Below are 22364 nucleotides of genomic sequence, written 5' to 3'. Positions count from 1 at the left end.
AGCCCATCGAGTGGCGGGCCGCGGCCGTCCCGCCCGGCGCGGACAGCGCCCCCGCCGCCCGGAGCGCCGCACGGCGCCCGGCAGGCGGCCGTGACCTCGCCGTGCACGTGCCTCTCCCGCCCTGCCCAGGCCGCATCTCAGGCCTGCGACCTGCGGGCGAGCGCACGGAGTCGCGCGAGCACCCGGGCTTTCGGAGAATGAGAATCCAACGTGTGAAGCCAACTGGCAGGGGCACTCTGCTGCCAGTGCCGTCCAGCCAGCGGCGGCCGCACAGGGCGGTCCTCCGGACCAGTGGGACCCGAGCCCTGTCCCTGATTCCCGAGTACTTCCTCAACGGGCCGATGACGCCTGGCCCGGCGACGCGGTACGCGCCGAACCTCCAGGCAGGAGCGTTCCCCGGCGCGGCGACGTGGACGAAGGAACAGCCCCATGACTGGTGACACACCGTTTTCCTGGCGGCGCGCCCTCGTGACCGGCGGCGCCGGCTTCCTCGGCTCCCATCTGTGCGAAAGGCTGCTGGATTCGGGGGTCGAAGTCGACTGCGCCGACAACCTCGTCTGCGGGCGGCACGAGAACGTCGCCCACCTCGAGGACCGGCCCGGTTTCCGGTTCGCGCACCTGGACGTCTCCGCGTCCGACTGCGTGGAGCGGCTGCGGGGACCGTACGACCTGGTGCTGCACTTCGCCTGCCCGGCGTCGCCCGCCGACTACCTGCGCCTGCCCCTGGAGACCCTGGACGTCGGCAGTCTCGGCACCCGCAACGCGCTCACGATCGCCGCCCGCGACCAGGCGCGCTTCCTGCTCGCCTCCACCTCCGAGGTCTACGGCGATCCGCAGGTGCACCCGCAGCACGAGGGGTACTGGGGCAACGTGAACCCGGTCGGGCCGCGCAGCGTGTACGACGAGTCCAAACGGTTCGCCGAGGCACTCGTCACCGCGCACGCCGGCACCCGGGGCACCGACGCCGGGATCGTGCGGCTGTTCAACACGTACGGACCGCGGATGCGGGCCTACGACGGCCGCGCGGTGCCCACCTTCATCTGCCAGGCACTCAACGGGGAACCGCTCACGGTGACCGGCGACGGCAGCCAGACCCGCTCGCTGTGCTACGTGGACGACACCGTCGACGGCATCCTCCGGGTGGCCGTGAGCCAGTCCGTGCGGCCGGTGAACATCGGCGGCAGCGACGAGATCACCGTCGCCGACCTGGCCCGCCGGGTGGTCGCCCTCACCGGGTCCCGCTCGCCCATCGCGTTCGTCGACCGGCCCGCGGACGACCCGGGCCGGCGCCGCCCCGACACCGCCCTCGCACGCGAACTGCTCGGCTGGTCGCCGCAGATCCCGTGGGAGGAAGGCCTGAAGCAGACCATCGCGCACTTCGCCGCGCAGTTCCCGCAGCGCGAGCCGGCCCCGGCACCGGCGCAGCAGCCGCCCGCGCGGCCCACGGGAGGCACACCCGCGTCGCAGTCCTGACCCCCGACCGCCCGCCGCCCAGGAGACACCGTATGCACGTCCTCGGTATCAACGCACTGTTCCACGACCCCGCGGCCGCCCTGATCACCGACGGCAAGGTCGTGGCGGCGGCGGAGGAGGAGCGGTTCTCGCGCCGCAAGCACGGCAAACGGCCCGTGCCCTTCTCCGCGTGGGAACTGCCGGAAGAGTCGGCCCGCTGGTGTCTGGAAGAGGCCGGCCTGACCCCCTGCGACCTGGACGCCGTCGCCTACTCCTACGACCCCGCGCTCGCCCGTCCGGCCGACCGGATGGGCCTCGACGACCCCTGGGACCATCTCCGTCAGGAATACGCCCGCCAGGCCCCCGGATTCCTCGCCGAAGCCCTGCCCGGCCTCGACCCGGCCAAGGTGCGGTTCGTTCCCCACCACGTGGCGCACGCCGCCTCCGCCGGTCCCGTCTCGCCGTACCCGGACTGCGCGGTGCTCGTCCTGGACGGCCGAGGCGAATGCGGCTCCCACCTGGCAGGCCGTTACTCCAACCGCGAGCTGACCGTCCTCGGCACCCAGCGCCTGCCCGACTCCCTCGGCCTGTTCTACGAGGACCTCACCCAGCACCTCGGGTTCCTGCGCAGCAGCGACGAGTTCAAGGTGATGGCGCTCGCCTCCTACGGCACCCCGCGCTTCGCCGAGCGGCTGCGGGAGTACGTCCGCCCGGACGACGCGGGCGGTTTCCGGGCCCGGCCCGTACCCTGGGCCGACCTCGTCCCGGCGCGCCCGGCGGGCGGGGAGTGGAGCCAGGACCACGCCGACCTCGCGGCCAGTGCCCAGCTGTGCCTGGAGGAGGCCATGCTGGCCCTGGCCCGGTGGCTGCGCGGGCACACCGGCGACGACGCCCTCACCATGGCCGGGGGCGTCGCGCTGAACTGCGTCGCCAACACCCGGCTGTGGCGGGAGAGCGGCTTCCGGCACGTGTGGGTCCAGCCCGCCGCGGGGGACGCCGGTACGGCCCTGGGCGCGGCCGCACATGTGGCGAGCCAGAAGGACACCGTGGAGCCGATGCCGACCGCCGCGCTCGGCCGGGGCTGGAACGACGCCGAGCTGCGGCAGTGGCTGGAGCGGGCCGCCGTACCGTACGAGGAGCCCGCCGACATCGCCGAGACCGCCGCCGAGGCGCTGGCCGCCGACGGGATCGTGGCCTGGTTCCAGGGCCGCAGCGAGTACGGGCCGCGCGCCCTCGGCCACCGCTCCCTGCTCGCCCACCCCGGCCGGGCGGAGAACCTGGAACGCCTCAATGCCGTCAAGGGACGAGAGGAGTTCCGGCCTGTCGCGCCCATGGTGCTCGCCGAGCGTGCGGCCGAGATCTTCGACGGGCCGCTGCCCAGCCCCCACATGCTGTTCGTGCACGATGTGGCCGCCGACTGGAGGGCCCGCATCCCGGCCGTCGTCCACGTCGACGGCACCGCGCGCATCCAGACCGTCGACCGAGCCCAGGAGCCCCTGGTGGCGCGGATGATCGACGGGTTCGAGCGGCGTGCCGGGCTTCCGGTGGTCGTCAACACCAGCCTGAACACCGCCGGAAGGCCCATGGTCGACGATCCGCGCGACGCCCTGGATTGCTTCGGCTCCGCGCCCGTGGACCTGCTGGTGCTGGGCCCGTTCGCGGTCCGCCGCGGGAAGGCGTTCGCATGACGGGCGCCCCCGCCTACACCGTCGTCGTCCCGACGATCGGCCGTCCCTGCCTCGCCGAGTGCCTGCGCGCGCTCGCCGAGGCCGAAGGGCATCCGCCGCACGAGGTGATCGTCGTCGACGACCGGCCCGAGCCCGGCGGCGAGCTGCCGCTGACGGCGGCCGGACCGCTGCGCGACCGGATACGGACCCTGCACGTCGGCGGCAGGGGACCGGCCGCCGCCCGCAACGCCGGCTGGCGTACCGTCGGGACACCCTGGACGGTCTTCCTCGACGACGACGTCCAGGTGCTCCCGGGCTGGTCCCGGCTGCTCGCCGAGGACCTGCGGGAGGCCGGGGAGGACGTCGGCGGCATCCAGGGGCAGCTGCATGTCCCCCTGCCCCTGGACCGCCGGCCCACCGACTGGGAACGCAACACCAAGGGCCTGGAGAACGCCGCCTGGGCCACCGCCGACATGGCCTACCGCACCGACGCGCTCACCCGGGCCGGCGGCTTCGACGAGCGCTTCCCACGCGCCTTCCGCGAGGACGCCGACCTCGCCCTGCGGATGCAGCGGGCCGGCTGGACGCTGCGGCGCGGCCGTCGCATCACCCGCCACCCGGTCCGCCCGGCCCACTGGTGGGCCTCGCTGCCCGCGCAGCGGGGCAACGCCGACGACGTCCTCATGAACCGCCTGCACGGCCACGACTGGTGGAGCCGCGCCCAGGCGCCCCGCGGCCGGCTGCCCCGCCATGCGGCGGTCACCGGCGCCGCGCTGGCCGCCGCCGGCTGCGCCCTCGCCGGACGTCGCCGCGCCGCGGCCGTCTGCGCGGCCCTGTGGACGCTCGGCACGGTCGAGTTCGCCCTCGCCCGCATCCTGCCCGGCCCCCGTACGGCTCGCGAGATCACCGGAATGGTCGGCACCAGCGTGCTCATCCCGCCCCTCGCCGTCCGGCACTGGCTGCGCGGAGTGGTCCGCCACCGGCACGCCCGGCCCCTGGGAGGTGCCGGATGACCATCCTGAGTGCCGTCCTGTTCGACCGCGACGGCACCCTTGTCGCGGACGTGCCCTACAACAAGGACCCCGACCGCGTCCGGCTTCTGCCCGGTGCCGCCGAGGCCGTCGGCCTCGCCCGGGCCCACGGCCTGGCCACCGGGGTGATCAGCAACCAGTCCGGCATCGGACGCGGACTGCTCACCGCGGACCAGGTGCGCCGGGTCAACGAACGCGCCGACGCCCTGCTGGGCGGCCTGGACACCTGGGTGTTCTGCCCGCACGCCCCGGACGCCGGCTGCGACTGCCGCAAACCCCGCCCCGGGCTGGTGCGCAGGGCCGCCGCGCGCCTCGGCGTCCCGCCCGCCCGGTGCCTGGTGATCGGCGACATCGCCGCCGACGTGCTTGCGGCCCGCGCGGCGGGCGCCCGGGGGGTGCTCGTCCCGAACGAGGCCACGGCACCGGCGGAGGTGGCACGCTTCGCCGAGCACAGCGCCCCCGACCTGCTCACCGCCGTACGCGGGGCGCTCGCGGCGGCGGTCCCGGAGGGGAGGCCGTCACCATGAGGTCCCTCGTCGTCCGGCTCGACAGCTTCGGCGATGTCCTGCTCGCCGGCCCGGCCGTGCGCGCCGTCGCCGCCCACAACACGCACGTCACCCTGCTGTGCGGTCCGCGCGGCGCCGACGCCGCCGAACTGTTGCCGGGTGTGGACGAGTTGGTGGTGTGGGAGGCGCCCTGGGAGGGCTTCGACCCGCCCGACGTAAACCCGGGGGACATCGACGCCCTGCTCGCCCGGCTGCGCGCCGGCGCCTTCGACTCCGCGCTCGTCCTCACCTCCTTCCACCAGAGCCCGCTGCCGACCGCGCTGCTGCTGCGCCTCGCGGGCGTGCGCCGGATCGGCGCCGACAGCGTCGACCACCCCGGGCGGCTGCTCGACGTACGGCACCGAAGGCGGCCGGGCCGGCACGAGGTGGAGGCGGCCCTGGACACCGCGGCCGCCATGGGCTTCAGGCTGCCCGCCGGGGACGGCGGCCGGCTGCGCGTCCTGCCGCCACCCGACACCAGTACCCTGACCGGCTACGGCCCGTACGTCGTCCTGCACCCCGGGGCCAGCGCCCCCGCCCGGGCCTGGAGCCCGCGGCGCTGCGCGGACGCGGTCGCCCTGCTCACCGACGCCGGGCACCGCGTGGTCGTCACCGGCGGCCCGCACGAGCGGGTGCTCACCCGCTGTGCGAGCGGCGACCTGGCCGTCGACCTCGGCGGCCGCACCTCCCCGCGCACTCTGGCCGGGGTGCTGCGTCTGGCCGACGTCGTGATCAGCGCCAACACCGGGCCCGCCCACCTCGCCGCCGCCGTCGGCACCCCGGTCGTGTCCCTGTTCGCGCCGGTGGTTCCGGCCGAACGCTGGGCGCCGTACGGCGTCCCCACCATCCTGCTCGGCGACCAGTCGGCGCCGTGCGCCGGCACCCGGGCGCTGACCTGCCCGGTGCCCGGGCACCCCTGCCTGGACGAGGTCACCGGGCAGGACGTGCTGCGCGCGGTGCACAAGCTCATCCAGGAGCGGCACTCATGAACATCCTCGTCTGGCACGTGCACGGATCGTGGCTCACCGCCTTCGTGCAGGGCTCGCACACCTGTCTGGTCCCGGTCACCGACGACCGCGGACCCGACGGGCTCGGCCGCGCCGAGACCTGGGACTGGCCGAAGACCGTCGAGGAACGCACCCCCGAGGAACTGTGGGACGCCGACATCGACCTGATGGTGCTGCAACGGCCGCACGAACTCGACGTGGCCCTGCGCTGGACCGGCCGCCGGCCCGGAGTCGACGTGCCCGCGGTGTACGTCGAACACAACAGCCCCGACGAGTCACCCGAACGCCAACTCCATCCGCTGGCCGCCCAGTCCGCGATCCCGATCGTGCACGTCACCCACTTCAACCGGCTCATGTGGGACAGTGGCCGGGCCCCGACCGAGGTCGTCGAGCACGGCATCATCGACCCCGGCCACCGCTGGACCGGCACCGAGCGGCGCGCGGCCGTCGTCGTCAACGAACCCGTGCGCAGGGGTCGTACGACCGGCACCGACCTGTTGCCCCGGTTCGCCCGGACGGCGCCCCTGGACGTCTTCGGCATGCGTACCGAAGGGCTCGCCGAACACCTCGGCCTGGAGCCCGGACGCTGCCGCACCCGCGATCTGCCCCAGCACGAGCTGCACCGGGAGATGGCCCGCTGCCGGCTCTATCTGCACCCCGTGCGCTGGACCTCGCTCGGGCTGTCGCTGCTGGAGGCGATGTTCCTGGGCATGCCGGTGGTCGCCCTGGACACCACCGAGGTGCGGGAGGCGATCCCCGACGGCGCCGGAGTGGTCTCGAACCGCCTCGACGTACTGGAGGACGCCGTACGCGCCCTTCTCGCCGACCCCGTGCTCGCCCGCCGAACCGGTGCGGCCGCCCGGGCGGCGGCACAGGCCCGCTACGGAGAGCGGCGCTTTCTCGACGACTGGGAGCGCCTGATCAAGGAGGTCACCCGATGAGCCGTACCCGCCATCCGGCCCGGCGCGTGGCCATGGTGTCCGAGCACGCCGGCCCGCTGGCCGCGCTCGGCGGACCGGACGCCGGCGGCCAGAACGTGTACGTCGCCCAGGTCGCCCGGCAACTCGCCGGAAAGGGACACCGGGTCACGGTGTACACCCGGCGGGACTCGGCGGACCTGCCGGACCTGGTGACCCTCGACGACGGGGTGCAGGTGGTGCACGTGCCCGCCGGGCCGCCCACACCCGTCCCCAAGGACGAACTGCTACCGCACATGGGCGAGTTCGGTGCCTTCCTGGCCCGGCAGTGGTCGCTGGGCCCACCGGACGTGGTGCACGCCAACTTCTGGATGTCCGGCCTGGCCGCCCTGGCCGGTGCCCGGGAGCTCGGCATACCCGTCGTACAGACCTACCACGCGCTGGGCACGGTGAAGAAGCGCTACCAGGGCGCCTCGGACACCAGCCCGCCGCAGCGCCTCGCCATCGAGGAGGCTGTCGGCCACGACTGCGCCCGCATCATCGCCACCTGCAGCGACGAGGTCGCCGAGCTGAAGGCCATGGGCCTGGACGAGGACCGGATCAGCATCGTGCCCTGCGGGGTCGACCCCGACCTGTTCCGGCCCGGCGCCCGGCTCCGGCCCGCCGGGGCCCGCAAACGGCTGCTGTCCGTCGGCCGGCTGGTGCCCCGCAAGGGCTTCGACCGCGCCATCCGCGCCCTGGCCCGCATACCCGACGCCGAACTGGTCGTCGCGGGCGGCCCCGAGGCCGGCCTGCTCGGCACCGACCCCGAGGCCCGCCGCCTGGCCGCGATCGCCGCCGAGTACGGCGTGAGCGACCGCGTCACCCTGCTCGGCGGGGTCGGCCGGGACCGGATGCCCGGCCTGATGGCCGACGCGGACCTCGTGCTGTCACTGCCCCGCTACGAGCCGTTCGGCATCGTCCCGCTGGAGGCCATGGCCTGCGCCACCCCGGTCGTCGCCACCGCCGTCGGCGGCCAGCTCGACACGGTCGTGGACGGCACCACGGGCGTCCTGGTACCGGCCGACGAGGACTACGACCTCGGGCCGGCCGTGCGCGCGCTCCTCGCCGACTCCGACCGTCTCGCCCGGTACGGGAGCGCGGGCCGGCGGCGCGTGCTGAGCCACTACACATGGGACCGGGTGGCCGACGGCGTGGCCGCGGTGTACGGAGCCGCGTCCTCGGTCCCCTCGCTCTCGGGGGTGGTGCGATGAAGACCGCCGACGACACCGGGACCGCCGTGGACACCACGCACTGCGACGACCTCGCGAAGGCCCTGGACGCCTTCCGCCACCACGGCTGCCTCATCGAACGGTGGGGCGGCGAACTCGCCCGCCGCCTGGGTGACGGAGCCCGGCTGCTCGTCGCAGGCAACGGTGGCAGCGCCGCCCAGGCGCAGCACCTGACCGCCGAACTCGTCGGCCGCTACCGCGACGACCGGCCGCCGTTCTCCGCGGTCGCCCTGCACGCCGACACCTCCTCCACGACCGCGATCGCCAACGACTACGGCGTCGAGGAGGTGTTCGCCCGGCAGACCGCCGCCCACGGCCGCCGCGGGGACGTGCTCATGCTGCTGTCCACCAGCGGCGCGAGCGCCAACCTGTTGGCCGCCGCCGATCGCGCCCACCGCCTGGGCATGACGGTGTGGGCGCTGACCGGCCGCGCACCCAACCCGCTCCAGCTCGGCGCCGACGAGGCACTCTGCGTGGACGCGCCGGTGGCCGCCACCGTGCAGGAACTCCACCTGGTCGCCGTGCACATGCTGTGCGAGGCCTTCGACCAGGCCGTCGAACGCGGGGAGGCCGGCCGGGCCGGCTGCGACGGGGTGGACGGCAGGCCGGGCGTCGTCGGTCGGCTCGTCGGCCGGGCCCGTACCGTCGCGCCCGCGGCGTACCGGAAGGGACACGCATGACAAGTCCGCGTACCCCCCTGGTCGTCGTCGGCGACGCGCTGCTCGACCACGACCTGTGCGGCCGGGCCGAGCGCCTGGCCCCGGACGCCCCCGTGCCGGTGGTGCACGGCACCCGGCGCAGCTCCCGCCCCGGCGGCGCGGCCCTCGCCGCCTGTCTCGCCGCCGCGGACGGCCGTCCGGTCACCCTCGTCACCGCGCTCGGCGACGACGCCGCCAGCGACACCCTGCGTGGGCTGCTGGCGGGCCGGGTCGGCCTGGTGGAGGTGCCCCTGGAGGGCACGCTGAGCAGCAAGACCCGCGTTCTGGCCGGGGACCGGCCACTGCTCCGCCTGGACGACGGCGAGGGACGCGCCCGCGCGGCGACGGAGGCCGCCGAGGACGCGATCACAGGTGCCCACGGCGTCCTGGTCGCCGACTACGGACGCGGTACGGCCGACGTTCTGCGGGACGCCCTCGGCCGGACGGCGGCCCCCCTGGTCTGGGACCCCCACGAACGCGGCCTGCCCCCGGTCCCCGGCGTCCGCCTGGCCACCCCCTCCGCGCAGGAGGCCGGCGCCTTCGCCGGACACGTGGACGGCACGGACGGCACGGACGGCACCGGCGGGTCCGGCGGCCGTGACGAGTCCCACGGGTCCAAAGACTCGGGCAGGTACGAGCCCGGAAGGTTCGCCGACGAGGCCGGACTGCGCACCGCCGCCCGGGACGCCCGCACCCTGGTTCGGGCCTGGCGGGCACGGGCCGTCGCCGTCACCCTCGGCGAGCGCGGCGCGCTGCTCTCCCACGGCGAGACCCCGCTGCTGGTCCCGACACCCGCCGCCGTGGCGGGCGACCCGTGCGGCGCAGGCGACCGGTTCGCCGCGGCCGCCGCCGGCCTGCTCGCCGACGGCGCGCTCACCGAGGCAGCCGTACAGGCCGCCGTGCACGCCGCGACCCGCTATGTCGCCGAGGGGGGTGCCCGCGCGCTCGCCACCGCGGCGCGGCCGGACCCGCCCGAGGCCGCGCCGGGCGACGGCGACAGCACCACGGGCGACGCCGTGCGCACGGCCGCCCGGGTGCGGAACGCGGGCGGCACCGTGGTCGCCGCGGGCGGCTGCTTCGACCTGCTGCACGCCGGGCACGTGGCCCTCCTCCAGGCCGCGCGCCGGGCGGGTGACTGCCTGATCGTCTGCGTGAACTCCGACGGCTCCGTGCGCCGCCGCAAGGGGGCCGGCCGGCCCCTGGTGCCCGTCGCCGACCGGATCCGGGTGCTGCGCGCCCTGGAGTGCGTCGACGCGGTCGCCGTGTTCGACGAGGACACGCCCGAGCGCATCCTCGGCGAACTCCGGCCGCACGTCTGGGCCAAGGGCGGCGACTACGCCCGCACCGAACTGCCGGAACAGCCCCTGGTGGAGAGCTGGGGCGGCCAGGTCCTGCTGCTGCCCTACCTCGACGGCCGCTCCACCACGGGCCTGGCCCGCCGCGCCGCCCGGAACCCGGCTCCGACCGCGGGCCGCACCAGGTGACCGCCGCCTGTCCGACCGGAGATTCGCACGTCAGGCGCGGCGTCCGGCCGCCGCCCCGGAGACCGCATCCGGCGGCCGTCCGCCATGGACCAGGCCACACTCCCACCGGGTGCGCGTGGCCGGTCCGCCGCGCGGTACCCGCCGGTGGTGCCGGGGTCGGGCGCCGGCCGGGTGGGGTGGAGGGGGCGACGGTGTGCCGTGGGTACGGTGGGAGTTCCTCCGGGTGTGTGTGCCGTCCGGTGTCCTGGGACGGCCGTGGCAGCGGGGCGCTCCGGTTGACCGTTCGTCGCCGTCCGGGCGCAGTTCCGGCGGGGTGCGCGTGGCCGGTCCGCCGCGCGGTACCCGCCGGTCGTGCCGGGGTCGGGCGCCGGCCGGGGCGCATGCAGCGACAGCGCCCCGCCCGTCCGGCAGGAGGCTCACCGGCGAAGCGTCGTCCGCTCGCCGGGTCGCCCGCCCGTTCGTCCCGTTCCGGCTCCCGCACCCTTCGGAGGACCCACCGGTGACCCGCACCCCGCACCGCCCCCCGACCGTTCTCGTGCTGCGCGCGCTGGGTCTCGGTGACCTGCTCGCCGGTGTGCCCGCGTTGCGCGCCGTGCGCCGGAGTTTTCCCGCGCACCGGCTCGTGCTCGCCCTGCCGCCGGCCCTGACCGAGGCGGCCCTCGCCACCGGGGCGGTCGACGCCGTGTTCCCGGCCGAGGCACCGGGACGGGCGGTGCCGTCCCTCACGCACTGGGCCGGCCCGCCGCCCGAGCTGGCGATCGACCTGCATGGCAACGGCCCCGAGAGCCGCGACGCCCTCGCCGTACTGCGCCCGCACCGTCTGCTCGCCCACGCCGGTCCGGACGGCCCGCCCTGGCAGGCCCACGTCCACGAACGGGACCGCTGGTGCGCCTTCCTGCGCGCCTACGGCATCCCGTCCGACCCCCTGGACCTGCGTCTGCGCCGACCGGGCACGCCGTCCCCGGCGCCGGGCGCGGTGGTCGTCCATCCGGGCGCGGCCTCGGGCTCCCGCCGCTGGCCGGGCGAGCGGTTCGCCGCCGTCGTACGGTGTCTGCGCGCGGCCGGCCACCACGTGGTGCTCACCGGCGGCCCCGGAGAGGAGGCCCTCGTGCGTTCGGTCGCCGAGCACAGCGGACAGCCCGCACGCGACGTGCTCGCCGGCGGCCTGCCGTACGCGGAGCTGTCCGCGCTGGTGGCCGAGGCGTCCCTCGTCCTCAGCGGCGACACCGGCCTGGCGCATCTCGCGGTCGCCCACGGCACCCGCTCGGTCACCCTGTTCGGCCCCGTGTCCCCGCGCCTGTGGGGACCGCCCCCGAGCACCCACCACCTGGCCCTGTGGAAGCCGGGCCCGCCCGGCGACCCGCACGGCCGCACCCCCGACGCCCGGCTGCTGCGCATCCGCTCCGGCGAGGTCGCCGTGGCCTGCCTGACCCTGCTCCGGCCGGTGCGCGGCGGGGAGCCCGAGGGCCGGCCGGAGGTGGCGCATGTCCACTGAGCCCGCTCCCGGCACCACCCGCGGCGGCACCGCCGTGGGCGACCGCGGACGACCGTCGCCGTGATCACCCGCGACCTGCCGCCCGGGGAACGGGCCCGCCGCGCCTCACCCGCCCGGCGGTACGTGGGCTGAACCGGCGAGGGCGCGACACGCCCGAGCCGAATCGTTGCATCACGTGTGGGCCGGAGGCACAGTGAACTCCCGGTCAAGACACGGCCGGCTGATCCTTCCCGCACCTTCCCACCCAGGAAGCCCGACGCCCATGGAAAAAGATCAGCTGTCCCGTTCCCGGGCGCGTCCCGGCGGCCCCGCCCCGCTGCTCCTGCAGACCGCGCACGAGCACCGGCCGGAGACCGGCACGGTCAGCGTCCTGAAGGCGCGGGGCACGGTCGACTCCTCCAACGCCATGGAGTTCTCCGAGGCGCTCGCCGAGCACATCGCCCGGGCCGACCGGGCCGACGAACACGCCGTACTCGACATGACCGAGGTGTACCTCGCCTGCGCCGCCGCCGTGCGGTCCGTGGACCGGGCCACCGGGGCCCTCGCCTTCTCCGGCCGTGCCCTGCCCGTCGTACAGCCCCGGCCGCACGTGCGCGAGGCGCTGCGCGCCGCGGGGCTGCCCGGCGTCCGGGTGCACGCCACCCTGGCGTCGGCGCTGAACTCTCTGGGAGCCAGAAGCCGCCCGGCCCCCGCACCCGGCGGCACCGATTGGTGAGCGCACGGCCGGCCGGCGAGCGCGCGTACGGCCCCGTCCGGCGCGGCGAACGACGCGGCCGGCCGCCGGGCCCCTGTTCTGCCCGGTGGTCAGGAAGAGGCCGCCCCGGTCCGTCGCGACGTCCTGCCCGGGTGATGCCATGAAGCCCTCTTCCGACCCGCCCGCCGCCCCGGCACCGCTGGTCATCGAGTCGTCCGTCGTCGAGGGCCTGCCCGCCGAGGGGGCGCTGCTGCTGCGCATGTCCGGCAGCCTCGACCCGGCGGGCGCCCAGGCCTGGGCGGCGGAGCTGCGCGGCCACCTGGAGCAGGCCGACCGCGCGGGGCTCAGGCCGGTGCTGGACATGGCCCACGTGCAGCTCGGCGGCGCCGCCGTCCTGCACACGCTCAGCGCGACGACCCGGGCGCGCACCGGACGCCCGGACCTGATCATCGTCCGCGCCCGCCCCGGCGTGCGCGAGGCGGTGCACCTGGCCCGCCTGGACGGCGTACGGCTCTACGCCACCCTCGACGAGGCGCTGCGCGAGTTGGCCCGCGCGGCCTCACCGGTGGAGGACCTGCCCGCCTGGCGGTCGCACATGGCGGATCAGCTGCGGCCCAGTTACGAGGACCTGCGCACGGAGGTCCGCGCGCTGCGCGCCCGGGTGCGCACCGCCCCGGTCATCGGCATGGCACAGGGCGTGCTCATGGTCCGCTACGGCCTGCCGGACTCCGGCAGCGCCTTCCGGGCGCTGCGCGAAGCCTCGCAGCGCTTCAACGTGCCGTTGCGCGTCCTCGTCTCCGCCGTCGTCGTGGCCCGTCCCCCGGACGGCGAGGTGTGGTTCCCGGGCCGCTGTTCGCTGCCCGTGCCGCAGTTGCGGACCCTCGCGCGTGACGGCCGTGACCCCCGCTACCGGCGGCAGATGATCGACGCCGTCCTGCACCGGGCGCTGGCCATCGGGCGGGCGCCGGCCGGGTACGTGCGGTTCGTCGACCCGGCCGTGAACGCGCTGGTACCGGAGACGCACCACGGCTGTCCGGACACGTTTCTCGATCATCTCGTGCGCGGCTGGGAGGAGGGTACGGCGGACGCGCTGGCCCGGCTGCGCGGGTGCCGGGTGAGCGTGCCCGACGTGGCCGCCGACGCGCTGCTCTCCGAGGAGTCGCGGCGCGTGCTGCTCAGCACCGGCACCGCCGCCCTGCAGAGCCTCCCCGTGCTGTCCTCGGCCGGCTCCTGCACCGGCGTGATCACCCTGCACTGGCCCGACGCCGGGCACCGGCCGACCGCGGACCAGGCGGAGTCCCTCGGGCTGCTGGCCGGCGACACGGCGGCCTGGCTGGGCTGGTACCACCGCTCGGTGCTGCTCGACGCCCTCGAACACCTCCACCGGGCGCTGGCCGGCGCCGCCCCGTCCGCCGTGGCCGGGACGGGTGACCCGCGCCGGCCCGGGAACCCGGACCTCGCACGCACCACGCACCACCCGGAGGAAGTCCGGCGCATGTCCGATCCGCAGCAGCCCGAACAGCGGCGCAGCGACAAGGGGGGCGCCACCCCGCAGGACAACGGGCAGCTCAAGGCCCGTCAGGAAGCCGGCCGTGGCGAGGGCGCGCGCCCGCACGGCACGGACAAGGGACGCAAGGGCGGCGGCGAGGGGGGCGGCACCCCTCCCGCACAGCGCCCCGACCACCCTGAGTGAGCGCACCCGCGAGCGGCGCGCTCCGCAGCGGCCACGACCCACGGACACGACGACCGTGGGTCGTGCCGTGGGCCGACTACGCTCGCCGCATGCGCATCTCCGTCTCCTCCGACATGGACGAACCCGTGGCCCGCCTCCTCCTCGAGGAGCTGAGGAGACGCGGCCACGGGGTGCGGCCGCACGGCGCGCTGCGGCCCGGGGCCGACGCCCGGTGGGCGGCCTGCTCGGAGGCGGCCGCCCGGGAGGTGGCCGAGGGTACCGCCGACCAGGCGGTGGTGTGCTGCTGGACCGGCACGGGCGCGTCCATCGCGGCCAACAAGGTGCCCGGCGTCCGCGCGGCGCTGTGCACGGACGCCGGCACCGCGGACGGGGCGCGCCGCTGGAACGACGCCAACGTGCTCGCGCTGAGCCTGCGCCTGACCTCCGGACCGCTGCTGACGGAGATCCTCGACGCCTGGTTCGCCGCCGAACCCAGCGACGACCCGGAGGACCGGCAGAACGTGGCCCGCGTCGGCCGCCTGGACGCCGCCCGGGAGCGTTCCTAGGCCTGTCTGACCATTCGCGTCCTTGCCCGAAGAGTGGCCGCGCGGCGTCAGGTCCCGCGTGCCGGCCGAGGCCCTCGTACCGGCCCTCGTGGACGCACTCGGGTCTGGGGCCGTGCGGCGAGTGGGGGCACCTCCCACGCCCTTGAGGCAGTGGGGGAGCGTGCATGACGCCGCGCGGCACACCGGAATTGCCGGACAGGCCCTGCCCGGCTGCTCAGTGGGCGCCGAGTCCGCCCCCGCCGAACGAGCCGCTGGACCCCTTGCTCCACCGCGGGCGCTCCTTCGACGCGCTCGGCCTGGAGTCCATGTTGCTCAGTTCGTACGGAGTGAGCGGACGGCCGCCCTTGGGGACCTGGGGGACCTCCTGGGACTCCCGGTTCTCCCGGAGCTCGCCCACCGGGCCCTCCGGTGGCAGCTTGGGCTGCTCCTCGGGCCGCGGCCGGGGGGACTCACGGTACTTGACGCGGGAGGTCAGCCAGAAGCCCCCGGCGAGCATCACCACCAGGCCCAGGCCGATCACGACGAACAGCACGAGGACTATGAGGCCGCTCGTCGCGGCCAGCTGCATCGACGCAGTACTCATATGACAGGGATACCCCGCCCAGAACCGGACGAACCGGACATCGTCGGTGACGACGGCGGACGCCGCCGGCCCGTTGCGGACGGCGGTGTGCCCAGGAGGGCAGGTGCTTTCGCCCCTGACGGCGGGTTTGCGGCTCCGCGCCCCGGCTACCCGCACGGTGTGACATCGCCGACTTCGCAGCAGCTCTACCGCTTCCTGGAGGACCGCTTCGCGTGCGCCCAGGCGTGTACGGAGTGCGCCCGTGCCTGTGCCGTGCGCGCGAGCCTGGTCGACCCCGACGGTGCCGAGTCCAACGAGCGGGTGCGCAGGCTGGGCATCATGTGCGCCGAGGTGTGCGACGCCACCTGCCACGTCCTGGGCGAGGAGAGCCTGAAGGACGAGGCGGAGATCAGGGTCAGGCTGGAATGGTGCCGCTCGGTCTGCCTGGAGTGCGCCCGCGCCTTCGACTCGCGGCCCGGCGCGGAGTCGACCGCGGCCGCCTGCCGCTCCTGCGCCGACGCGTGCTCCGATTTCCTGCGCAGCCTCAGCTGACCGTCGGCTGCGCGCACGATCGGGTCCGCAACCGCGCGGCGGAATTCCAGGGCGGGTCATTCCCAATTTCTGAAACACGTTCTACGGTGTGCGCCGTCAGGACCGCCCTTGGGGAGCCTGGAGGCGCCGTGCACCTCGACCACACGCCCGAGCAGCAGCGACTGCGCACCGAACTGCGTGCCTACTTCGCCGAGCTGGTGCCGGACAACGTCTACGCCCGGTACGCCGACCCGGCCGCGCAGAAGCGGTTCTACCGCGAAACCATCCGCCGCCTCGGCGCCGACGGGTGGCTCGGCGTCGGCTGGCCCAAGGAGTACGGCGGACGCGGCATGACGGCGATGGAACAGTTCGTCTTCTTCGACGAGGCCGCGCAGGCCGGCGTACCCCTGCCGCTGATGGCGCTGAACACGGTCGGCCCGACACTCATGCGGTACGGCTCCGAGGAGCAGAAGGTGTACTTCCTGCCGCGCATCCTCTCCGGCGAGATCGACTTCGCGATCGGCTACAGCGAGCCCGGCGCGGGCACGGACCTCGCCGCACTGAGGACCAGGGCCGTACGGGAGGGCGACGAGTACGTCGTCAACGGGCAGAAGATCTGGACGACGAACGGCGACACCGCGGACTGGGTGTGGCTGGCCGTGCGCACCGACCCCGCCGCTCCGCCGCACAAGGGCATCACCATGCTGCTGGTGCCGACCACCGATCCCGGCTACTCCTGCACCCTCATCACCACGCTCGCCTCCCACGACACCACCGCGAGCCACTACGAGAACATCCGCGTCCCGGTCTCGCACCGGGTCGGCGAGGAGAACCAGGGCTGGCGGCTGATCACCAACCAGCTCAACCACGAACGTGTCACCCTCGCCGCGCACGGCACCATGGCCGTCCGAGCCCTGCACGACGTACAGCGCTGGGCCATGGGGACCGGGCTCGCCGACGGCCGCAGGGTGGCGGACCTCGCCTGGGTGCGCAGACTGCTCGCCCGCACCCACACCCGGCTCGAGGCGCTGAAGCTGCTCAACTGGCAGATGGTCGGCGCCGTCGAGGACGGCACGCTCACCCCGCAGGACGCGTCCGCCGTCAAGGTCTACGGCTCCGAGGCCCGACGTGACGCCTACGCCTGGCTCATGGAGATCGTCGCGGCCGCGGGACCGCTCAAGGAGGGATCGGCGGGCTCCGTCCTGCACGGCGAGCTGGAGCGCGGTTACCGCTCGGCGGTCATCTTCACCTTCGGCGGCGGCAACAACGAGATCCAGCGCGAGATCATCTCCTGGATCGGACTGGGGATGCCGAGAGTGCGGCGCTAGCCTGCTTGTGACGAGGATTTTTAGTTGGCACAAAAGAGGGATAGTTGGCACCAAGATCACGGGGCTTTCAGAGGTGCCGACGCAACACCTCGATGCGGGTGGCTCGGGCCGCGTTCGATCGGTCCCGGGGGTAGGGGATTCCGAGGTTCATGCCGCTGTCGGTGGTTGCTGACAGGCGAGGCTTCGAGTTCCACGGCGCGGAGGATCCGCTCGGAGCAGGACACTTGCGGTGTGCGGCAGGCCATCGCCTTCGAACCGCTGCCGGTGGTCTGCGTGATGCCTGACGAGCCATTTCGGCGGAGCGCATCCTGCTCCGCACGGTGATGGGGACAGCGGAGCCGGCCCCGCGGCGCGTGGGCGCCTCAACCGTGTCCGCCCAGCACGATCTTCCACACTCGGGTCGCCACCTGGAGGTTGAGCCGGTCCTCGACGTTCGCGAGGTCGTTGCCGCTGATGTCGCGGATGCGCTGGAGCCGGTAGCGCAGCGTGCTGCGGTGGATCGCGAGGGATTCGGCGGTCTCGTCGTAGTTGCCGCCGCAGTCGAAGTACCGGGACAGGGTCTCCACCATGGCCGTGTGGTGCTGAGAGTCGTAATCGATGAGCTGCCCGAGCCACTCGTGGACGAACGTCTCCAGTTCCCGGTAATCGTTGCCAGGTCCCAGGATGCGGTAGAGGCCGAGCTCGTCGAAGAACGTCGTGCCGTAGCGCTCGCGGGAGTGGCGGCGCACTTCCAGAGCGCGCTGCGCCTCCTGGTAGCGGTGGGGGATGTCGTCCAGGGAGTCGCAAGGGGCGCTCACCCCGATCGTCCCGGACCGTGTTCCGGTCTCCCGGGCGAGCGCCTCGTACAGCGCGCGGGCGTGCGGCCTGTCGTCGGCGACCAGGACCACGTGGTCGGAACGTCGGGTCAGCAGCGAGCGCATGCCCACGGCAGAGGCCGCCCGGCCCACGGTCTGCGCGAAGGAGTCGTCCGCAGTCCGGTTCGACCACTGCACCACGACGACGTAGTGGCTGCGGTGCAGGTCGTGTCCGACTGCCTCGGACCGGGCGTAGGCGCTCGCCTCGTCCGTGCCTGCCAGGAGGTCGTCGACCAGCTCGCGGTGCAGCCTCAGCTCCACTTCGGCCAGATTGCGCAGGTGCGTCAGCTCCGGGGCGAGTGACGCGGCAGCGTGCTCCAGCGCGAGCACGGTGTGCTCGTCCGCCTCGTCCCGGGCATCGACCAGGGCCAGCACGCCCAGGATCTCGCCGTGCGGGCGGATCAAGGTGATCAGCCGGTCCCTTATCCGCACCGGCCCGGCCTGACGGGCGACGGCGTGCAGCATTTCGTCCTGGCGCACGGGGTCCGGTTCGGGATAGGGGACGGGGCGGCTGGGGCCGGTCCAGGACCTCAGCCGACCGAAGCGGTCCTCGACCAGCGCGGGAAGTCCAGTGAGCCTGTGCAGTGCGCGGGTGACAGCTTCCTCGCCGTCACCCGAGGCAGCTACACCGGCCATGAACGCGTGCACGGCTCGCTCGTAGCCCAGCTCAGCCACCACAGAGATCAGCTGCCGTTGGAGGGCTGTCCGTTCCTGCCTCAGTCGGTGCAGCTCCAGCGCGTCCTCGCATCGGCGGCGATGTGCGAAAGCGACTGACAGCGCAGCAGCGGTGTGCCGGACGAGCGTGGCGAGCAGAGATCGCTCGGCCTCGGTGGGCCGGGAGCGGGACGTCACCACGAGGTAGCCGTGGAGTCCCTCAAGTCCGCGTAGCCCCAGGGCCCGGCCCCAGGGCCTGCCGGGTACGGTCACAGGGCCGTCCTGCTCGGTCAGCTCCCGCACCCTCCGGTCCATGGCCAAGGCATGGATCCGCCCGTTCCTCGGGCTGGGGATCAGATCGCCGTCCACCTTGAGGTATCCGGCCTCGGCGCTGTACGGCCCTGCGGCGGCTATGTGGTCCATGGCCAGGCGCAGGATCTCGCCTTCGTCCCAGGTGCCGAACAGGGCGCGGGAGAGCGCCATCAGTTCGTGGAGGGCATGGTCAGCCGGGGCTGGAGCGGGTGGGCGACGCTCTTTCCGCGCGGTCCTGGGGTGCCGCCCAGCGCTGCCCTGCGGAAGGCTGCCCTCCCGGTCGGAGCGCCGGCGGTACAGGTTGTGCGCCCGGCTGTCGACCATGGGATCACTCCGTTCTCTCCAACCCTACAGGGAGGCGAGTGGTGTTTCGCGTACCCGCCCACGGGTCGACTTATCCGATATACGCAGATAGTCCCTTTCGTACTCGTGGGGGGACCGGACCCGTGCATTTCTGACTCGCCAGGCGCAGGCGTGGAGCCACTCGGCTCGCCACCCTGGGGAGTGTTCGAAGACCGCCGTGCGCGCCGGCAGGAAGGGCTGAGCGATGACCGAGCAGCATCGCAGGCCGGTTGCCTCGTACAAGACGTACCGGGAAGCCGAACACAGCGTTCACCACCTCTCCGACCAGGGGTTTCCCGTGAAGGCGGTGGCGATCACCGGCCAGGACGTGCGCGTGGCCGAGCAGGTGATCGGCCGGGTGGACTACGGCAGGGCCGCGGACGAGCGGTGCGCTCTCCGGTGTCCCGATCGGCTGGCGGTTCGGCCTTGTGAACTGGCTCGACCTGGTCGTCTCCGCCCGGCTCCTCACCCTGTACGGGCTGATCTTCGGAGTGATCGGCGGTGCGCTGTTCGGCATGCTGCTGCAGGCCCTGCAGGGCGGTCGCCGGGATTTCGCCTCGCTCCGCTCGATGCAGCCGAGCCGGTACGAGGTCGTGGTGGACGAGGCGGTCGCCGACGAGGCTGTACGGCTGATCGGCGGGCTGCAGACCACCGGCGAAGGTTCCCCCCGTACCTGCCGGCGGAGGTTCCAGTCGTACCTGAACGAACGTGATCCGGGGAGTCGGCGCAGGCGCCGGACCGGGAGGAGTTCCTCATGGCGAAGGCAGTGGGCATCGACCTGGGCACCACCAACTCGGTGATCGCCGTGTGGGAGGGCGGCGAGCCGTCCGTCGTGCCCAACAGCGAGGGCAACCGCACGACACCGTCCGTGGTGGCCTTCACCGATACTGGCGAGCGCCTGGTGGGCCAGCTGGCCCGGCGCCAGGCGATCCTCAACCCGAAGGGCACCATCTACTCGGCCAAGCGGTTCATCGGCCGGCACTTCGACGAGATCTCCGACGAGGCCAGGGCGGTGGCGTACGACGTCGTCGAGGGCGACGGCGGGGCGGCCCGCTTCAAGGTGCGCGACAAGCTGTACGCGCCTGAGGAGATCAGCGCCCAGGTGCTGCGGAAACTCGCCGACGACGCTTCCAAGCAGCTGGGGGAGCGGGTCACGGAGGCGGTCATCACGGTGCCCGCCTACTTCAATGACGCTCAGCGCACCGCCACCAAGGACGCCGGACGGATCGCGGGACTGGAGGTGCTGCGGATCATCAACGAGCCGACGGCGGCGGCCCTCGCGTACGGCATGGACAAGAAGCAGCACGAGACCGTCCTCGTCTTCGACCTGGGCGGCGGCACCTTCGACGTGAGCATCCTCGACGTCGGCGACGGCGTGGTGGAGGTGCGCTCCACCGCCGGCGACAGCCACCTGGGCGGCGACGACTTCGACCGGCGTCTCGTGGATTACCTCGCGGACGACTTCCAGAAGGAGAACGGCATCGACCTGCGCAAGGACCCGCAGGCGCTGCAACGCCTCTTCGAGGCGGCGGAGAAGGCCAAGACCGAGCTCAGTTCGGTGACGCAGACGCAGGTGAGCCTGCCGTTCATCACCGCCGACGCGTCGGGCCCCAAGCATCTCACCGACTCGATCATGCGGTCCACGTTCGAGCAGATCACCAGCGACCTGGTGGAGCGGTGCCTGGGACCGGTCCAGCAGGCCATGGCCGACGCCAAGGTCGGCGAGAGCGACATCGACGAGGTCATCCTCGTCGGCGGTTCCACACGTATCCCGGCGGTCCAAGCCCTCGTGCGTCGGCTGACCGGCGGCAAGGAACCCAACATGAGCGTCAACCCCGATGAGGTCGTCGCCCTGGGCGCCGCGATCCAGGCCGGGGTGCTCAAGGGCGAGGTCAAGGACGTCCTGCTGCTGGACGTCACACCCCTGTCGCTGGGTGTCGAGACGCGCGGTGGCGTGATGACGAAGATCATCGAGCGGAACACCACCATCCCCGTGCGCCGCGCCGAGACCTTCTCCACCGCCGAGGACAACCAGCCCGCCGTCGACATCGTCGTCCTCCAGGGCGAGCGCGAACGAGCCGCCGACAACCGGGTGCTCGGCCGGTTCCAGCTCACCGACATCCGCCCGGCGCCGCGGGGCGAACCACAGATCGAGGTCACCTTCGACATCGACGCCAACGGCATCCTCAACGTCAAGGCCCGCGACCGGGACACCGGCAAGGAACAGGGCATCACCATCAGCGAGAGCTCCAACCTCGACCGCAGTGAGGTTGAACGCATGGTCCAGGAGGCCGAGCGCAACCGGGGCCAGGACCAGGCACTCCGTGAGGCCGTCGACGCCCGCAACGAGCTCGACGCCGTCGCCTACCAGGTCGAGAAGCGCCTCTCCGAACTGGGCGACGCAGCGCCCGCGCACGAGAAGGCACGCGCCGAGATGCTCGTGTCCGACGCCCGGGCGGCGGTCAAGGAAGAGGCGGGTGCGGAGCGCGTGCGGCCCCTGACCTCCGAACTCCAGCAGGTGCTCGCCGGGCTGGCGGCCCATCAGGGCGCCGCTGCCACGGGCGGTCCCGGCCAGGACACCACCGGGGGCGGCGCGACCGGTGGCCCGGGCGGCGCTGGCGGTGACGAAGACGTCATCGATGCCGAGTTCGACAAGGACTGAGGCGCGCCATGCCCAGCCGCCCCCAGGAACCCGACCGGGCCGCGTCGGAGCCGGTCGAACCGGTCCCGGAAGGCGCCGTACGCCCTCCGCGCGGGGATTTGCCGCAACCGGGCCCGTCGCCCCGGCCGGAAGCGGCGAACGACGAACCGGGACCCGACGCCGCCCGCCCCACGCCTGCCGAGGACGAGTACACGACCGCGATCCAGGAACTGGAGGACCGCTGGCGGCGCGCGCTCGCCGACCTCGACAACCTTCGCAAGCGCCACGCCAGGGAACTGGAGCGGGAGCGGACGGTCGAGCGTTCCCGCACGGCGGCCGCCTTCCTGCCCGTCCTCGACAACCTCGAGCTCGCCCTGACCCATGCCGGCGCCGATCCGGGTGCGATCGTGGAGGGCGTCCGGGCCGTACGCGACCAGGCGGTGAACGTCCTCGAACTGCTCGGCTACCCGCGGCACGCGGAGACCGGTGTCGCCTTCGACCCGGCCCGGCACGAGGTGGTCGGCGTCGTCCAGGACCCCGACGCCCCGCCGGGCACCGTCGTCGAGGTGCTGCGCCCCGGCTACGGGGACGGCGAGCGGCAGCTCAGGCCCGCCGCGGTGACGGTCGCGAAGCGGGAGTGA

General features: G+C 73.9%; 20 protein-coding genes and 1 pseudogene. 19 read left to right on the top strand and 2 right to left on the bottom strand.

Translation table 11 applies throughout. From position 1 onward, the window contains the following. Window positions 1-429: 429 nt before the first annotated feature. The 13 genes from AC5WRT_RS12365 to AC5WRT_RS12305 all read left to right on the top strand — a co-directional run bounded on the left by AC5WRT_RS12365 (window position 430) and on the right by AC5WRT_RS12305 (window position 14499). The gene (locus tag AC5WRT_RS12365; RefSeq protein ID WP_496093136.1) at window positions 430-1473 is read left to right on the top strand and encodes an NAD-dependent epimerase/dehydratase family protein; all 1044 of its coding nucleotides are present in this window, start codon (window positions 430-432) and stop codon (window positions 1471-1473) included. Between the two features lie 32 nt (window positions 1474-1505). Then, window positions 1506-3140 carry a carbamoyltransferase family protein gene (locus AC5WRT_RS12360; protein WP_496100221.1) on the top strand — a complete coding sequence of 545 codons (1635 nt, stop codon included), beginning with the start codon at window positions 1506-1508 and terminating at the stop codon, window positions 3138-3140. After that, window positions 3137-4132 (top strand): glycosyltransferase family 2 protein, encoded by a 996-nt coding sequence (locus AC5WRT_RS12355; protein ID WP_496093138.1) that lies wholly within the window; start codon window positions 3137-3139, stop codon window positions 4130-4132. Before AC5WRT_RS12360 ends, AC5WRT_RS12355 begins: the two co-directional genes overlap by 4 nt. Beyond that, window positions 4129-4677, top strand: coding sequence for a D-glycero-alpha-D-manno-heptose-1,7-bisphosphate 7-phosphatase (locus AC5WRT_RS12350; RefSeq protein WP_496093139.1), 549 nt, complete (start codon window positions 4129-4131; stop codon window positions 4675-4677). Before AC5WRT_RS12355 ends, AC5WRT_RS12350 begins: the two co-directional genes overlap by 4 nt. Beyond that, on the top strand, window positions 4674-5684 hold the full coding sequence (locus tag AC5WRT_RS12345; protein ID WP_496100220.1) for a glycosyltransferase family 9 protein: 1011 nt from the start codon (window positions 4674-4676) through the stop codon (window positions 5682-5684). Before AC5WRT_RS12350 ends, AC5WRT_RS12345 begins: the two co-directional genes overlap by 4 nt. Further along, window positions 5681-6643: a glycosyltransferase gene (locus AC5WRT_RS12340; RefSeq protein WP_496093141.1), complete on the top strand. Its 963-nt coding sequence runs from the start codon at window positions 5681-5683 to the stop codon at window positions 6641-6643. The genes AC5WRT_RS12345 and AC5WRT_RS12340 overlap by 4 nt, the downstream gene beginning before the upstream one ends. After that, on the top strand, window positions 6640-7872 hold the full coding sequence (locus AC5WRT_RS12335) for a glycosyltransferase (RefSeq protein WP_496093142.1): 1233 nt from the start codon (window positions 6640-6642) through the stop codon (window positions 7870-7872). Before AC5WRT_RS12340 ends, AC5WRT_RS12335 begins: the two co-directional genes overlap by 4 nt. After that, window positions 7869-8570: a D-sedoheptulose-7-phosphate isomerase gene (locus AC5WRT_RS12330; protein ID WP_496093143.1), complete on the top strand. Its 702-nt coding sequence runs from the start codon at window positions 7869-7871 to the stop codon at window positions 8568-8570. Before AC5WRT_RS12335 ends, AC5WRT_RS12330 begins: the two co-directional genes overlap by 4 nt. Further along, window positions 8567-10072, top strand: coding sequence for a PfkB family carbohydrate kinase (locus AC5WRT_RS12325; RefSeq protein ID WP_496093144.1), 1506 nt, complete (start codon window positions 8567-8569; stop codon window positions 10070-10072). Before AC5WRT_RS12330 ends, AC5WRT_RS12325 begins: the two co-directional genes overlap by 4 nt. A gap of 499 nt (window positions 10073-10571) precedes the next feature. Beyond that, complete coding sequence (locus AC5WRT_RS12320) at window positions 10572-11567, top strand: glycosyltransferase family 9 protein (RefSeq protein WP_496093145.1); 996 nt, start codon at window positions 10572-10574, stop codon at window positions 11565-11567. A 262-nt stretch (window positions 11568-11829) separates the two neighbouring features. Continuing rightward, complete coding sequence (locus AC5WRT_RS12315) at window positions 11830-12282, top strand: STAS domain-containing protein (RefSeq protein WP_496093146.1); 453 nt, start codon at window positions 11830-11832, stop codon at window positions 12280-12282. A 139-nt stretch (window positions 12283-12421) separates the two neighbouring features. Further along, window positions 12422-13954, top strand: a complete 1533-nt coding sequence (locus AC5WRT_RS12310) for an ANTAR domain-containing protein (protein WP_496093147.1) — start codon at window positions 12422-12424, stop codon at window positions 13952-13954. An 89-nt stretch (window positions 13955-14043) separates the two neighbouring features. Next, window positions 14044-14499 (top strand): RpiB/LacA/LacB family sugar-phosphate isomerase, encoded by a 456-nt coding sequence (locus AC5WRT_RS12305; protein ID WP_496093148.1) that lies wholly within the window; start codon window positions 14044-14046, stop codon window positions 14497-14499. Between the two features lie 214 nt (window positions 14500-14713). Here the strand turns inward: AC5WRT_RS12305 and AC5WRT_RS12300 are convergent, their stop codons facing one another. Next, a complete protein-coding gene (locus AC5WRT_RS12300) occupies window positions 14714-15082 on the bottom strand; it encodes a DUF6479 family protein (protein WP_496093149.1) in 369 nt (122 codons plus the stop codon). Between the two features lie 159 nt (window positions 15083-15241). Between AC5WRT_RS12300 and AC5WRT_RS12295 the strand changes: the two genes are divergently transcribed. Both AC5WRT_RS12295 and AC5WRT_RS12290 read left to right on the top strand, forming a co-directional pair. Then, the gene (locus AC5WRT_RS12295; protein ID WP_496093150.1) at window positions 15242-15613 is read left to right on the top strand and encodes a four-helix bundle copper-binding protein; all 372 of its coding nucleotides are present in this window, start codon (window positions 15242-15244) and stop codon (window positions 15611-15613) included. Window positions 15614-15741: 128 nt separating this feature from the next. After that, window positions 15742-16920, top strand: coding sequence for an acyl-CoA dehydrogenase family protein (locus AC5WRT_RS12290; RefSeq protein ID WP_496093151.1), 1179 nt, complete (start codon window positions 15742-15744; stop codon window positions 16918-16920). A gap of 362 nt (window positions 16921-17282) precedes the next feature. On the opposite strand, the gene AC5WRT_RS12285 is transcribed toward AC5WRT_RS12290, so the two are convergent. Continuing rightward, complete coding sequence (locus AC5WRT_RS12285) at window positions 17283-18911, bottom strand: PucR family transcriptional regulator (protein WP_425443492.1); 1629 nt, start codon at window positions 18909-18911, stop codon at window positions 17283-17285. 376 nt (window positions 18912-19287) lie between these two features. Here AC5WRT_RS12285 and AC5WRT_RS12280 point away from each other — a divergent pair. From AC5WRT_RS12280 to AC5WRT_RS12265, 4 genes and pseudogenes are all read left to right on the top strand, one after another. Continuing rightward, window positions 19288-19401 (top strand): annotated as a pseudogene (locus AC5WRT_RS12280) (general stress protein); the annotation flags it as partial. A gap of 109 nt (window positions 19402-19510) precedes the next feature. Further along, the gene (locus AC5WRT_RS12275) at window positions 19511-19882 is read left to right on the top strand and encodes a hypothetical protein (RefSeq protein WP_245790539.1); all 372 of its coding nucleotides are present in this window, start codon (window positions 19511-19513) and stop codon (window positions 19880-19882) included. After that, a complete protein-coding gene (gene dnaK / locus AC5WRT_RS12270) occupies window positions 19837-21744 on the top strand; it encodes a molecular chaperone DnaK (RefSeq protein WP_496100219.1) in 1908 nt (635 codons plus the stop codon). The genes AC5WRT_RS12275 and dnaK overlap by 46 nt, the downstream gene beginning before the upstream one ends. 8 nt (window positions 21745-21752) lie before the next feature. Continuing rightward, window positions 21753-22364, top strand: coding sequence for a nucleotide exchange factor GrpE (locus AC5WRT_RS12265; protein ID WP_496100218.1), 612 nt, complete (start codon window positions 21753-21755; stop codon window positions 22362-22364).

The sequence above is a fragment of the Streptomyces sp. NTD91 genome (genome assembly GCF_059510455.1).
This window is presented reverse-complemented; position numbering and strand designations above follow the sequence as displayed.